The 14,349-nt window shown below is 37.5% G+C and carries 12 protein-coding genes; all 12 read left to right on the plus strand.

Annotated features, from left to right (window positions below; all coding sequences use genetic code 11):
* The first annotated feature begins 88 nt into the window (after window positions 1-88).
* Window positions 89-571, plus strand: coding sequence for a leucine-responsive transcriptional regulator Lrp (gene lrp, locus H4J66_RS09685; protein ID WP_070373541.1), 483 nt, complete (start codon window positions 89-91; stop codon window positions 569-571).
* Between the two features lie 140 nt (window positions 572-711).
* Window positions 712-3,237, plus strand: coding sequence for a DNA translocase FtsK (locus H4J66_RS09690; RefSeq protein ID WP_259369104.1), 2,526 nt, complete (start codon window positions 712-714; stop codon window positions 3,235-3,237).
* 46 nt (window positions 3,238-3,283) lie between these two features.
* A complete protein-coding gene (lolA, locus tag H4J66_RS09695) occupies window positions 3,284-3,976 on the plus strand; it encodes an outer membrane lipoprotein chaperone LolA (protein ID WP_182173761.1) in 693 nt (230 codons plus the stop codon).
* Complete coding sequence (locus H4J66_RS09700) at window positions 3,963-5,351, plus strand: replication-associated recombination protein A (RefSeq protein WP_182173764.1); 1,389 nt, start codon at window positions 3,963-3,965, stop codon at window positions 5,349-5,351. The genes lolA and H4J66_RS09700 overlap by 14 nt, the downstream gene beginning before the upstream one ends.
* Window positions 5,344-5,745: a fluoride efflux transporter CrcB gene (gene crcB / locus H4J66_RS09705; protein ID WP_182173767.1), complete on the plus strand. Its 402-nt coding sequence runs from the start codon at window positions 5,344-5,346 to the stop codon at window positions 5,743-5,745. The genes H4J66_RS09700 and crcB overlap by 8 nt, the downstream gene beginning before the upstream one ends.
* Before the next feature lie 49 nt (window positions 5,746-5,794).
* Window positions 5,795-7,075 (plus strand): serine--tRNA ligase, encoded by a 1,281-nt coding sequence (serS, locus tag H4J66_RS09710; protein ID WP_182173771.1) that lies wholly within the window; start codon window positions 5,795-5,797, stop codon window positions 7,073-7,075.
* A 148-nt stretch (window positions 7,076-7,223) separates the two neighbouring features.
* Window positions 7,224-7,709 carry a TlpA disulfide reductase family protein gene (locus tag H4J66_RS09715; RefSeq protein ID WP_310650649.1) on the plus strand — a complete coding sequence of 162 codons (486 nt, stop codon included), beginning with the start codon at window positions 7,224-7,226 and terminating at the stop codon, window positions 7,707-7,709.
* A gap of 73 nt (window positions 7,710-7,782) precedes the next feature.
* Window positions 7,783-8,910 (plus strand): carboxypeptidase family protein, encoded by a 1,128-nt coding sequence (locus tag H4J66_RS09720; RefSeq protein ID WP_182173774.1) that lies wholly within the window; start codon window positions 7,783-7,785, stop codon window positions 8,908-8,910.
* Between the two features lie 131 nt (window positions 8,911-9,041).
* Window positions 9,042-10,532, plus strand: a complete 1,491-nt coding sequence (locus H4J66_RS09725) for a sodium:alanine symporter family protein (RefSeq protein ID WP_182173777.1) — start codon at window positions 9,042-9,044, stop codon at window positions 10,530-10,532.
* 139 nt (window positions 10,533-10,671) lie between these two features.
* Window positions 10,672-10,998, plus strand: a complete 327-nt coding sequence (locus H4J66_RS09730; RefSeq protein ID WP_182173780.1) for a hypothetical protein — start codon at window positions 10,672-10,674, stop codon at window positions 10,996-10,998.
* A gap of 49 nt (window positions 10,999-11,047) precedes the next feature.
* The gene (locus H4J66_RS09735) at window positions 11,048-11,338 is read left to right on the plus strand and encodes a YeaC family protein (protein ID WP_070373547.1); all 291 of its coding nucleotides are present in this window, start codon (window positions 11,048-11,050) and stop codon (window positions 11,336-11,338) included.
* A complete protein-coding gene (locus H4J66_RS09740) occupies window positions 11,335-14,160 on the plus strand; it encodes a DUF349 domain-containing protein (protein WP_182173783.1) in 2,826 nt (941 codons plus the stop codon). The genes H4J66_RS09735 and H4J66_RS09740 overlap by 4 nt, the downstream gene beginning before the upstream one ends.
* The last annotated feature ends 189 nt before the right edge of the window (window positions 14,161-14,349 follow it).

Below are 14,349 nucleotides of genomic sequence, written 5' to 3' on the forward strand. Positions count from 1 at the left end.
AATGCGTTATTCTCGAATTAACCTATCGTAATATTTTATATATCGATATATAATCCTGTTACAGTTAGAAAATGTAGTGTTTTATATAATGTCGTCTTCTCAAAATAAAAGTATTGATCGCATCGATCGTAATATTCTCGTTGAGTTACAAAAGAATGCTCGTATATCTAATATAGAGTTGTCTAAGAGGGTAGGGCTAAGTCCAACACCTTGTTTAGAAAGGGTTAAGCGATTAGAAAAAGAGAAGTATATCAAAGGCTACCAAGCGATATTAAATCCACAAAAGCTTGAAGCTGCGTTACTTGTGTTAGTGGAAATAACCTTAACTAAAACCAGTCCTGATGTTTTTGATGATTTTTCTAGAGCGGTCCATGAACTTGATGTTATACAAGAGTGTCATTTAGTCTCTGGGAACTTTGACTTTTTACTTAAAACCCGCGTAGCAGACATGGTCGCCTATCGAGAATTACTAGGCGATACTTTACTTCGTTTGCCCTCCGTAAGCGAAAGTAGAAGTTATGTTGTGATGGAAGAGGTTAAATCGACTAATTTTCTACCGATTAAACGTTAATCGCATCATTGAGCTCAAGTAAGTGATTTAAACATTTAACTCCTTACAATAGTTTGTTATTTTACTGTATATAAACATACCCGTATTACTGCAACTTGAGTGGTATGGCTATAAAATAGTTATTAACTCGGTTTATTATATTGTCTACAGAATCTCCTACTCAAAGTAAATTAAATGGTGTGCAACGATTACTAGAAGCTGGTTTGTTGGTTTCTTTTCTTTTTGCCATGTTTATTATGTTAGCGCTATTCAGCTTTAACCCCGCTGATCCTGGTTGGTCTCAAAGTGGTTATCAAACACCTATTCGTAATTTAGGCGGCGCTGTTGGCGCTTATATTTCTGACTTATTGTTAAACCTATTTGGTTTTATTTCTTATAGTCTGCCCTTTGTTACCGCAGTAACAGGGTGGTTATTGTTTCAAAAATATCATCGCTTAATTCAATTAGATTACTTAACCTTAGGGTTAAAGTGTATTGGCTTTATTCTTTTTTATATTGGTATAACATCAATCGCCAGTATGAATTTTGATGATGTCTTTTACTTTTCAGCCGGTGGTATTATTGGTGACGCGTTAAGTCAAACGGTGCTGCCATATTTTTCTTTTGTCGGTAGTACTTTATTATTCTTGACCTTTCTCCTCTCTGGTTTTGTGCTACTAACCGGTTTCTCATTGATCGCCTTTATTGATAAAACCGGTGCTTATACAATATTATTCGCCCAATATTTATTAACGATACCTGAAAAACTACAAGCCTACTTCACTGCCTTGAAGACTGAAAAAGTAAAGAAACATGTATTGGTTAGTACTGTTGAGAAAAAAGAACAGCCAGTGGCTTTACCTGAGCTTACTGAAAAACAACCGGCAAGTTTTCAAGTAGATGAAAATCTAGTAGATGAAAACGAAGAGCTACATCATGCTTTTGATGTGATAAATGAACAAAGACATGAAGACATTATTGCACCGAGTAAAAAAGATCTTTCTTTTGATCTCGAAGAGGACATTGAGCACTTTGTCGCAATAGATGACCTTATCGGTGAACCACTCGCTTTTAATGTTCAAGAACATGTTAGCGATGATGAAATAACGGCTGCCTTTGAGAAAGTTGAACCCATCAATGTTGAAGAGCCCATAAAGGTCGCGGTAAAAAGAGATAGTGCAACTTATCAAGGACTACCTGGACTTGATTTATTAGATCGCCCCAACCGGACTGAAAATCCTATTGACGAGAAAGAGCTTGAATTAGTCAGTCGACTAGTTGAGGAAAAGCTCTTAGAGTTTGGTGTGAAAGCTGAGGTCGTTGGTGTTTATCCCGGACCTGTTATTACCCGCTTCGAATTAAATTTAGCGCCAGGCGTTAAAGCCAGTAAAGTGAGCGGTTTGTCGCAAGATATTGCCCGTTCCTTATCCGCTAAAAGTGTTCGTGTCGTTGAAGTTATTGAAGGTAAATCTGTTATTGGTGTTGAGTTACCTAATAAATATAGAGAAACGGTGTATTTTACTGATGTCATTTCTGCTCCGGCATTTGCTGCATCAAGATCCCATTTAGCCATGGCGATTGGTAGTGATATTTCAGGTAAACCCGTGATAGCCGATCTAGCTAAGATGCCACATTTATTAGTGGCAGGAACAACAGGCTCAGGGAAGTCAGTTGCGGTTAATACCATGATTGTTAGTATATTGTATAAATCCACACCTGAAGATGTGCGGATGATAATGATCGACCCCAAACAAGTTGAACTCTCTGTTTATAACGGTATCCCACATTTGTTAGCTGAAGTGGTAACCGACATGAAAGAAGCGGCCAACGCGCTGCGCTGGTGTGTCGGTGAAATGGAACGCCGCTATAAACTTATGTCATCTCTAGGAGTACGTAACCTTAAAGGCTACAATGAGAAAGTGCTCAATGCTATTGAAGCTGGAGAGCCGTTAATCGATCCTACTTGGCAACCTAATGATGCTTTTACGCAAACGCCACCTTTGTTAGAAAAGTTGCCTGCGATTGTTATTCTCGTTGACGAATTTGCCGATATGATGATGGTTGCAGGCAAAAAAGTCGAAGAACTTATTGCGCGTATTGCTCAAAAAGCACGAGCGGCGGGTATGCACTTAATTTTAGCGACTCAACGTCCTTCAGCGGATGTAATTACGGGGTTAATTAAAGCTAATATTCCAACCCGTATGGCACTGCGAGTACAATCAAGAATGGAGTCACGTATCATTCTTGACCAACAAGGTGCTGAACAACTATTAGGCATGGGAGATATGTTTTATTTACCGCCTGGCGAGGCTGTTTCTGTGCGTGTTCACGGCGCTTTTGTTAACGATGACGAAGTACATGCTGTTGTTGCCGATTGGAAATCTCGTGGAGAACCTAATTATGTTGAAGAAATATTGTCAGGTGATGCTGATAATGAAATTTTGTTACCCGGTGAGCAAGCCGAAGCCGATGAAGCGGTTGAACTGGATACCTTGTATGACGAAGCGGTTGAATTTGTCACTAAAGGTCGACGTGTCTCCATATCAAGTGTGCAACGTAAATTTAGAATTGGTTATAACCGTGCAGCACGCATTGTTGAAGATATGGAAAACCAAAGTGTGGTAAGTTCACCAGGCCATAACGGTGCCCGTGAAGTATTAGCACCACCACCTGTAAGAGATTTGTAGGTGTTATTTTTCCTGACTTATTTTGTCAAGTTATAAGGATTACTGAATGAATTTTTCCCTAAAAAAAACAGCACTTTTATCATTTTTTTCTGTAGTTGTATTAAGCAGCGCAAGTACCTCCGTTTTTGCTTTACCGTTCAATGAACCGACCAATTTTATAGAAAAGCCAAGCAACGATGCTTTAATTATTAAAAGTAATTTAATGCAAAAATTAGCAAAGCTTGAATATTTTACTGCAAATTTTAACCAGCAAGTTCTGGATGGCGAAGGTAATGAGTTACAAAACGCTATGGGTACTTTGGCGGTTAAAAAGCCTAACTTAGTACACTGGCAAACGGCAGAACCAGATGAGTCATTAATCGTTTCAGATGGTGACACCTTATGGTTTTTTGACCCATTTGTAGAGCAGGTTAGTGCTTATCTTTTAGAAAAAGCGTTATTCAACACTCCTATTTTATTATTAACAAGCAGCGATCCGACACTATGGCAACATTATAGCGTTAGCTCAACCGATGAAAACAATTACCTCATTCATGCTAATGATAATAATGCCCAAGTGAAGACGTTAGAATTACGTTTTAAGAAAAATAGTAATATGCTTAATAGTTTTACTATTCTAGATGCAACAGGGCAATTAAGTCTGTTTAAACTTTCACAGTTTGATCAAGTAACTGTTCCAGAAAGTGCACTATTTACCTTTAAAATACCCGAAGGTGTTGAGTTAGATGATCAACGCTAACGACGACGCTAATGGCTCTTTACCTTTAGATTTCGCTGATGAAGTAATCATTGAAACTGACAATGAAGATGATCAGTTTCAACCATTAGCGGCCAAACTTCGCCCTAAAACATTAGCCGATTATCAAGGTCAACAACATATCTTATCGCCAGGTATGCCGTTAACGATCGCGATTGAGCAGGGGAAGTGTCATTCTGTTATCTTTTGGGGGCCGCCGGGTACAGGTAAAACCACCCTAGCAGAAATTATCGCTAGTCATGCAAATGCCGAGGTTGAACGTTTATCGGCGGTAACCTCAGGTATTAAAGATATACGTCAAGCGATAGATAATGCTAAGCAACGTTTGCTGCGCCATAAAAAACGCACGGTATTATTTGTTGACGAAGTTCACCGTTTTAATAAAGGACAGCAAGATGCTTTTTTGCCTTTTATTGAAGATGGCACCATTATTTTTATTGGCGCGACCACTGAAAACCCCGCTTTTGAACTTAATCAAGCGGTTTTATCACGTGCACGTGTTTATACTTTAAAAAAATTAACGCGTGAAGACTTATCTATTATTTTAACGCGTGCTTGTGAAAATCAGCAAAACAGCAAAAACATCAAGATATCTATTGCCGATAATGCCCAGCAGCAATTATTAACCTTGGCTAATGGCGATGCACGACGTCTATTGAATGTCTTTGAAAACTGCGTTGATATTCTGTCAGGATCCAATATTACCATTACCTTAGAAACTGTTGTGCAAGTAGCAGGCAATAAAATTGCTTTATACGATAAAGGTGGTGATGCCTTTTATGATTTGATCAGTGCTTTTCATAAATCTGTGCGCGGTAGCTCACCTGATGCTGCACTTTATTGGTACGCGAGAATATTAGCTGGAGGCGGAGATGCACTTTACGTCGCCCGTCGGTTGTTAGCGATCGCCAGTGAAGACATTGGCAATGCAGACCCTAGAGCAATGCAACTCGCTATTAATGCTTGGGATACTTTTCAGCGTGTCGGACCTAGTGAAGGCGAGCGAGCGATAGCTCAAGCAACTGTATACATGGCTTTAGCACCGAAAAGTAATGCCGTATATATGGCTTTCAACCAGGCCAAAGAGCTTGCTAAAAATACTGCAGAGCTCGACGTACCCTTTCATTTAAAAAATGCCACCAGTAGTATCACTAAAGAACTCGGTCATGGCAGCGAGTATAGGTACGCTCATAATGAAGATAATGGTTTTGCTGCAGGAGAAAATTATTTTCCTGAATCCTTACAACATACCTTACTTTATCAACCAACAGACCGTGGCTTGGAAAAACAGTTAAAAGATAAACAAAATTTTCTCAATGAATTAAATAACCAAAGTAATAATAAACGTTATGACTAATACCATTAGTACCTTTTCATTATATCTATTTGTAGCACTTGGCGGAGCGTGTGGGGCAAGTCTACGCTTTTATTTTTCGCAATTAATATTGAATTGGCTCGGAAAAGGTTTCCCTTTTGCGACATTGGCGGTTAATATTTCCGGCTCATTAATCATGGGCACCTTATATGGTCTTATTGAAAATGGTGTAATGGAAGTAAGTGTCTACCGAACCCTAATAGGTATCGGGTTTCTAGGCGCTTTCACCACATTTTCAACCTTTTCATTGGATACACTTTTGTTAATGCAACAAGGTGAATTCCTAAAAGGCATGATAAATATATTACTTAATGTCAGCTTATGTATTTTTGCTGCTGGTATTGGGCTTTACTTAGTAACTTATGCGACTAAGTAAGCAGAGCTAAAATAAATAAACAACCACTTAACTTGTAGATGTGAATAAAATGCTTGATCCAAAATTATTTAGAAATGATATCGAAGCCACTGCGGCACAATTAGCGAAACGTGGCTTTTCTTTAGATACTGCGTTATTAATCGATTTAGAAGAGCAACGAAAAGCTTTTCAGATCAAAACTCAAGAATTACAAAATCAACGCAATACCCGTTCAAAATCTATTGGCCAAGCTAAAGCGCGTGGAGAAGATATTCAGCCATTATTAGCTGAAGTGAGTCAATTAGGTGCTGATCTCGATGCTGCAAAAATTGAACAAGATGATGTGCTTGCTAAAATTGATGATATTCTATCAGCGGTGCCAAACTTAATCGATCATTCAGTCCCTGAGGGGGCAAATGAAGATGACAATGTCGAAATTAAGCGCTGGGGAACACCTCGCGTTTTTGATTTTGAAGTTAAAGATCATGTTGATGTTGGTGCTGGTATTGGCAACGGTTTAGATTTTGAAAGTGGTGCAAAACTTGCTGGCACACGTTTTGCGGTTTTGCGTGGTCAAATTGCTAAAATGCACCGTGCGCTTGCACAGTTAATGCTTGATGTTCATACCGAAGAGCATGGGTATCAAGAAATGTACGTGCCTTATTTAGTTAATCAAGATTCACTTTACGGCACAGGACAATTACCTAAATTTGGTGAAGATTTATTTCACACGGATTTAAGTAATAAAAAATTCTCTTTGATCCCTACGGCAGAAGTCCCTTTAACGAATTTATTAAGAAATGAAATTGTAGAAGAAGCCGAATTACCTATTAAGATGTGTGCGCATACGCCATGTTTTAGAAGTGAAGCCGGTTCAGGTGGTCGTGATATTCGCGGTCTAATTCGACAGCATCAGTTTGATAAAGTTGAAATGGTGCAGATTGTTAAGCCTGAAGATTCATTTACTGCGTTAGAAGCCTTAACAGGTCATGCTGAAAAAATTCTTGAAAGATTAGAATTACCTTACCGTACCGTTATTTTATGTACGGGTGATATTGGTTTTAGTGCGACTAAAACATTTGATATCGAAGTATGGTTGCCTGCACAAAATACTTACCGTGAAATCTCTTCATGTTCTAACATGGGTGACTTTCAAGCTCGCCGCATGCAAGCACGCTTTAGAAGCAGTGAAACGAAGAGACCTGAATTATTGCACACCTTAAATGGCTCTGGCTTAGCGGTTGGTCGTACATTAGTCGCTATTTTAGAAAATTACCAACAAGCTGATGGTAGTGTGAAAATTCCAACAGCATTGCAACCTTATATGAATGGTTTAACACAAATAGGCTAACACTACTTGGTAACCCCTCTTTATTGACAGCAATAAGAATCCAATGCCTAGGTATTGGATTTTTTTTGTTTTAATTTGAATTTTTAATCTGGTGATCGGGTCTATAAATAGAACTATTTCGTTATTATATTATTTATAAAGGTGAGTTGTGTTGAAGAGTTTATTTATTCAAGCTGTGGTGTTTTTAGCTATCTTTCAAGCACTGACAATGTTAAGAGAATCAGACATGCTATCATCGGGAGAACAGATAACGCCACAAACTGTTTTGTTAGAAACGCTCGATGATAAAACCATTGAACTTGCCAATTTTAACAAAACTACTATTATTTATTTTTTTGCTCCTTGGTGTCAAATATGTCATGTCAGTATCGGTAATCTTCAGGAGATATATGAAAAGAATCAACAGATAAATGTTATCGCCATTGCATTAGATTATGTCGATAAAAAAGAGGTCTTTGAATTTTCTAGCCAGCATCAGTTAACTTTCCCTATTGCCTTAGGCACAGAGCAAATTAAGCACCAATTCAAGATAGAAGGTTATCCAAGTTATTATGTCATTGATGATAAAAATACCGTTATTGCAAAATCAATGGGCTATTCTTCTGAAATTGGGCTGTTTCTTAGGACACTTTAACGCATATTACTTCTGATCTTTTCATTGTTTGTGTACACTGTGGCTATTCATAATAAAAATAGCAGATCCTGTCATGCAAATTACCTCTAACTTTGATAGTGGAAATATCCGCGTTATTGATGCAAGCCAAGCCGATAATATTCAACTTGAAATTGTTAAAGACAACCAATCTGATTTTTATCAGTGGTTTCATTTTAAACTTAATAATACCGAACGTTGTGAACATACCCTTCATTTAATGAATGCTGGAACTTCTGCTTACACAGAAGGATGGACAGATTATCAAGCAGTGGCATCCTATGACCGTGAACACTGGTTTCGTGTACCAACTGAATTTGACGGAGAAAAACTGAGTATTACTTTAACCCCAGAATATGATTCAGTTTATTTTGCTTATTTTGCTCCTTATAGCTACGAACGTCATCAAGACTTGCTGCATCAAGCGCAATTAGATATTGATTGTCAGTTGCAAGTTTTAGGACAAACCCTCGATGGACGCGATGTTTCAGTATTAAAAGTTGGAGAAGAAGGTCCCAACAAGAAAGTTATTTGGGTTACTGCTCGTCAACATCCTGGCGAAAGTATGGCTGAATGGTTTATGGAAGGTTTTATTGACCGTTTGCTCGATGAAGACGATGGCGTTGCTCGCTCACTCTTAGACAGTTCGGTGTTTTATTTAGTGCCTAATATGAATCCTGATGGTTCAGTTCGAGGACATTTAAGAACAAATGCTATCGGTACTAATTTAAATCGTGAGTGGTTAGAACCTTCAATGGCACGTAGTCCAGAAGTATTCTTGGTGCGTGAGAAAATGTTAGCTACCGGTGTTGACATGTTTCTTGATATTCATGGCGATGAAGCTCTACCGTTTAACTTTGTCGCTGGCTGTGAAGGTGTACCCGCATATGACGCTAAACATAAAGCCTTAGAAGAAAAATTCAAAGCAATTCTTTTAGCGGTAACTCCTGAGTTTCAAGATGACAAAGGTTATGATAAAGATGAGCCTGGTCAAGCTAACTTAACTGTGGGTGCTAATTGGGTTGGTAATAACTTCAAATGTTTGTCTTATACTGTAGAAATGCCTTTTAAAGATAATGACTTATTACCAGACCGCAGTGTCGGTTGGTCAGACACGCGTAGTAGCTTATTTGGTCGTGACTTTTTAACGGCTATTTATCATGTTGTTGATGATTTACGCTAAACCTATCTAAAATCAATAATTGAAGGTCGATGTTCGTTTAAGTGCTATATCAAGTTGTGCTTAAATGATTAGCGGGCCTCAAATGTCGAACAACAAATTAAATAATAATAATAATAAATCTGGAGTGTCATGTGGAAGCGATTGTAAATACCATTAACGGCTATATTTGGAGCCCGTACTTAATCTATCTCTGTTTAGGAACGGGGGTCTTTTTCTCTGTCTTAACGCGATTTGCGCAAGTACGTCATTTCAGAGAAATGTTTCGCCTATTACTTTCGGGTAAAAGCTCAGAAAAGGGTATCTCATCTTTTCAAGCCTTAGCGGTGTCTTTATCTGGACGAGTTGGTACTGGTAATATTGCAGGGGTTGCTGCTGCTATTGGTTTTGGTGGACCTGGCGCGGTATTTTGGATGTGGGTAGTTGCCTTTTTAGGTGCAGCAACGGCTTATATCGAATCAACCAATGCCCAAATCTATAAAGAAGAAGAGGACGGTCAGTACCGTGGTGGCCCAGCTTACTACATTGAAAAAGCCTTAGGTCAGAAATGGTATGCTTGGATATTTGCTTTATCAACTATTCTCGCTTGTGGTGTTTTACTACCGGTTGTGCAATCAAACGGCATCGGTGATGCTATGGTCAATGTGTTTGGCGCCGGTGGTTCAGTTAGCTCTTTTATGGGCGACTTACCTTTAACTAAAGTATATACCGCGGTATTTATTGTTTTATTACTTGGTTTTATCATTTTTGGTGGTGTTAAGCGTATTGCGAACTTTACCCAAATTGTGGTGCCTTTTATGGCACTTGCTTACATTATTATTGCCTGTACTATCATAGCATTGCATATTGATCAGCTACCCGGTGTCTTTATGCTAATTATTACCGATGCTTTTACGCCAATGGCGGGCTTTGGGGCTGCAATTGGTTGGGGTGTTAAACGCGGAGTTTATTCAAATGAAGCCGGACAAGGTACTGGACCCCATGCTGCTGCTGCTGCAGAAGTTGAACATCCAGCGCAACAAGGATTAGTGCAAGCTTTCTCAGTTTATATTGACACCTTATTTGTTTGTTCTGCAACTGCGTTTATGATCTTAATCACACAGTCGTATAATGTTATGCCTGAAGGCGCGACTAGTTTTGTTGTTAGTAACTTAGCAAGTGACGTTGTTATTAGCGGTCCTGCTTTTACGCAAATTGCGGTCGATAGTGTTTTAACCGGTTTCGGTAAACCCTTTATTGCTATTGCATTGTTTTTCTTTGCTTTTACAACAGTACTAGCTTATTACTTTATCGCAGAAAACAATGTTTCTTATATTAATAAAACAATTAAAATGCCGGTACTTAGATTCTTCCTTAAAGTGGTGCTAATGTCAGCTGTCTTTTATGGGACTGTTGCAGAACCAAGTGCTGCTTGGAGTCTTGGTGATATAGGTGTTGGGTTAATGGCATGGTTGAATATCTTTGCACTTATCGCCATTTTCTTTATGGCTAAACCCGCGATTAAAGCACTAAAAGATTACGAACGTCAGCAGAAATTAGGGGTGACAAAATTTACCTTTGACCCTAAAAATCTAGGTATTGAAAAAGCAAAGTTCTGGGAAGATCGTTTTAATAAAAACAAGTGATTTTATTTATAATTGATTTACTTTTATTAATTTGCAATAAAAGTGAAATTACTTTAAAAAACGTCCAATAGGACGTTTTTTTTTGCTTAAATTTAGGTAGAATATTAACACTAATTATTTTATGGAGCGTTATCTTCCTATGGCTGTAATTAATTGCCCAAACTGTAAGAAAAAGATATCTGACAAAGCGAAGTCTTGCTCTCATTGTGAAATCGATTTGACCAAAGTTGATGCCAGTCAAATAGCATCAATGAAAAAATTAAGCAAAATAGATCAATCTCAAAAACTGATGAATCACTCATTTATCGCTATGTTGCTTTTTTGTGGTGGTTTTCTGTTTTTGTATTGGCAAGACGCACAGCAGGGCACATGGCAATATTTTATCAGTATTGGTGCGGCAGTGGTTGGCTTTATTTGGTATATTGCAACCCGCATTCGTTTGCTGATGCTTAAATACCGAAATTAACATTAACTTTTCTCGTAAGAATTAAGAAACAAAGGCTGTAAATATAACAATGGATATTATTTCATTAGTAGACGATATGTCAGAAGAAATGTACTTGCGCTTAAAGTGTGCCGCTGAAACGGGCAAATGGCCAGAGGGAACTATAGTTGATACAGCACAAAAAACATCAGCGCTACAAATTACCATGGCTTATCAATCAAGACATTTAAACTCAGATCAAATCTTAAGTGTTGGCGCAGATGGACTTATCGTAGATAAAACTAAACGCCAGTTGAAAAGCGAGTTCGCTGATCTTAAAAACAACCCAGACAATAATATTGCAAGGTTTTCCGATTTATGATTTTTTCTAAATTTTTCAAAGCAAAATGGCAAAGTAAAGAACACAATGTTCGGTTAACGGCAATCAGTGAAGATTTATTACTTAGCAATCCTGATGACTTAGTTATATTAACAAACCTTGCACAAACAGACCCTAACGAATTAGTGCGCCGCGCCGCTCTTATTAAAATGGCTGACTTTACTGTCTGGCATAAAAACAGTATCGACAACGACAATAAAAAAGTCCGCGAATATTGTCTTAAGCAAGTAGAAAAAATTCTGCTTGGTCAGCATGAAATAACGATCAGTAATCAAGAAAAATTAGTCTTATTGAAAAGTAATAATAAGTTACCGTCCTTGGAACTATGGTTACAAAATGAAGCACAAGCTGATGTTGTTATCGCTTTATTTGAAAAAATTAATAAACCATCGTTAACCCATTCAATATTTACCCATAAGCAAGATGAAGTCGTACAAGCTTATTTACTCGAACAAGAATTGCCTCTCGATGTGTTAGATAAATTACTTAAAAAATCATGTAATGAAAAAATAAAAACTAATATTGAGCAACAGTTACAGCATTTACATCAGTTGGCAGAGCAACCTGACAAAATTAAAAAAGGTGTGCAGTTAGTTTTAGCAAAGTTACTCGCTTTGAAAGAAGTAAATGATTATCTGCAACTCAAAGAAAAACAAGCTGAATTAGAAACGCAGTGGAAAAACTATTATCAAGACTTCTCTTGTCTCTCTTCGCCAGAAGCTGAAAACTTTACAGATAAGTATAAAATAATTAATAGCCAACTCATTAAGCATTTCTCTCCGTTACATGAAGCCCATCAACAAGAAATCATTGCTGAAAAATTAGTGGCAGACAAACGTTTGGCTAATGAGCATTTTAATAGTGCCCTTAATAAAATGAGTAAAAAACTTACCACAACAATTTTTGAAAGTGGTGACCTTGATGAAGCTGAGTATCAAGATAAACTTGAGCAATTACGTGGAGAAATAACCTCTTCAATCTTAAACAGTAAAGAACAACAGCACTTTATTGCTTTAGTAAAAGCCCAAGCAAAAAAACTGGCTCAATTGCCTGAGATTGCACAATCGGTGAGTGATGCAACCCATCTAATTTCAAAAATATCACAAGTCGCTTTACCTAAAGATATTGAAGAATTGAACCTGCGTAAACCTTTGTTCGATCAGTGGTTACAAGAATGGAAAACTGTTGAGCTAAAAGCAGCGGGGGTATTACCACAATCTATTGTTGACGCCTTTAAAGAAATAAAACAACAATGGCAGCAAGGCCTAAAATTGTTAATTAAAGAACAAGGCTTACTTTTATCACAATGCCAGAAAAAAATTGCTGACGTAAAGCGCTTAATAATAACAGGTAAGTACAATGCGGCTTTTGGTGTTTTCAAAAAAGCTAAAAAACATTTTGATGGTTTATCAGAAGAGCAAAAATTACGAGTTCAACGTGACTTTGATGATATAACAGATAAAATTGCCGAATTAAGTGATTTAGAGCAATCTATTGCTACGCCTAGAAAACAGCAGTTACTTGTGGATATTAAGTTACTCGTTGATCAGCCCATTGATAACCCCAATGAGCAAGCGGCAAAAGTTAAACAATTCCGTGTTACGTGGAATTCACTTGGACATGCTGAACAATCAATTGAAAAAGAGTTAAATTATCAATTCAACGCACTTTGCGAACAAGCTTTTGCCCCATGTCGGTTATTTTATGCAGAACAAGAAAAGTTACGTGAACTACATCTTGAATCTCGCCAACAACTTATTAGTAAAGCCGAAAGTTTTGCCAATGACTTTTCTGCAAAACTCAATGAAGGCATTGATAATGAAGCCATCGATTGGAAGTTTACAGATGCAACACTCAATAAATTAATACAGCAATGGCAAAACGCGGGGCAGGTTGATAAAACTAAATTCAACTTACTCAGTCAATCGTTTATGGCGAGCTTACAACCCGTTAAAGCTGAATTAAGAAATTATCATCAACGTAACAGTGATAGCAAAAACCTATTGATCGCTCAAGTTACTCAAGCATTGAATGACGATGATGTTTTCTCTGCGATTGAGAGTGTTAAAAAATTACAAACACAATGGCAATCCCTTGGTTACAGCGGTCAACGTGAAGAGAATCAGCTTTGGCAAAAATTTAGAAAAGTGAATGACCAGCTATTTGCAAAGCGTGATGAAGCAAAGTTACTTGAACAATCGAACCGTGAAAATCAACAAATTGAATTATCACAACAATTACAAAGCTATCAGCAACAACTAGTCGCAGATATATCAGAAACAGCGTTATTAAATTTACAAGTAAGTATTGAAGAATTACGAGTGAAAATTACCAGTCAACGTCCGGTAATAAGAAGTGCTGTGACTTTAGCTGAAAAATTACTTGCCCAAATATTTCAACGACTCATGCAAATGACAGAAAATAAAAAGGCCAAGACTTGGCAACTTGTTTTTGATTGCTTAGAAAGTTTAGCCACTAATAAACCTGAAACGGTAGCAGATTTTTCTGAAGCACTGGTAGATTTACCCAATGTTTGGCAGAAACGTTTACAAGAGTGTTATCAAAACAGCAAACTGATTGACAGAAGTAACAAAACCCTTGAACTTGAAATTTTAGCAAGTAAAGAGTCACCTGCAGAATTTAAAGCCGAGCGAATGCAAGTACAAGTACAATTATTACAAAATCAAATGTTGTCAGGGCAATCTATTGATTTAACTAAATCGCTTATTGAATGGTTAAAATTAGGGGCGTTGTCTGCAAATGATTTACCATTACTGGCCAGAGTTAAAGCTATTTACTGCTAGTTTTATGTGAGTCTAATGTCAGTTGAATGTGAGTTTATTTCATTAAATAGTCTTAACGATACCCCAAAGCCACTGATTATTTAGTGGCTTTTTCTTCTCAGGTGTTTACTAAATTTAGCCAGTTTTTTAAGGCGTGTTAAAGCAGGCTACCGTTATACTTAATGTGAATTTCATCCTATCTTCCAGTAA

The sequence above is a fragment of the Colwellia sp. MB3u-55 genome (genome assembly GCF_014076785.1).
Classification (GTDB): domain Bacteria; phylum Pseudomonadota; class Gammaproteobacteria; order Enterobacterales; family Alteromonadaceae; genus Colwellia_A.

Bases quoted from the DNA above. Each gene is read 5' to 3' on its own strand.
- H4J66_RS09720 (WP_182173774.1), top strand. From the start codon at position 7,783: ATGCAAATTACCTCTAACTTTGATAGTGGAAATATCCGCGTTATTGAT.
- H4J66_RS09735 (WP_070373547.1), top strand. From the start codon at position 11,048: ATGGATATTATTTCATTAGTAGACGATATGTCAGAAGAAATGTACTTG.
- H4J66_RS09740 (WP_182173783.1), top strand. From the start codon at position 11,335: ATGATTTTTTCTAAATTTTTCAAAGCAAAATGGCAAAGTAAAGAACAC.
- lolA (WP_182173761.1), top strand. From the start codon at position 3,284: ATGAATTTTTCCCTAAAAAAAACAGCACTTTTATCATTTTTTTCTGTA.
- serS (WP_182173771.1), top strand. From the start codon at position 5,795: ATGCTTGATCCAAAATTATTTAGAAATGATATCGAAGCCACTGCGGCA.
- lrp (WP_070373541.1), top strand. From the start codon at position 89: ATGTCGTCTTCTCAAAATAAAAGTATTGATCGCATCGATCGTAATATT.
- H4J66_RS09700 (WP_182173764.1), top strand. From the start codon at position 3,963: ATGATCAACGCTAACGACGACGCTAATGGCTCTTTACCTTTAGATTTC.
- H4J66_RS09730 (WP_182173780.1), top strand. From the start codon at position 10,672: ATGGCTGTAATTAATTGCCCAAACTGTAAGAAAAAGATATCTGACAAA.
- crcB (WP_182173767.1), top strand. From the start codon at position 5,344: ATGACTAATACCATTAGTACCTTTTCATTATATCTATTTGTAGCACTT.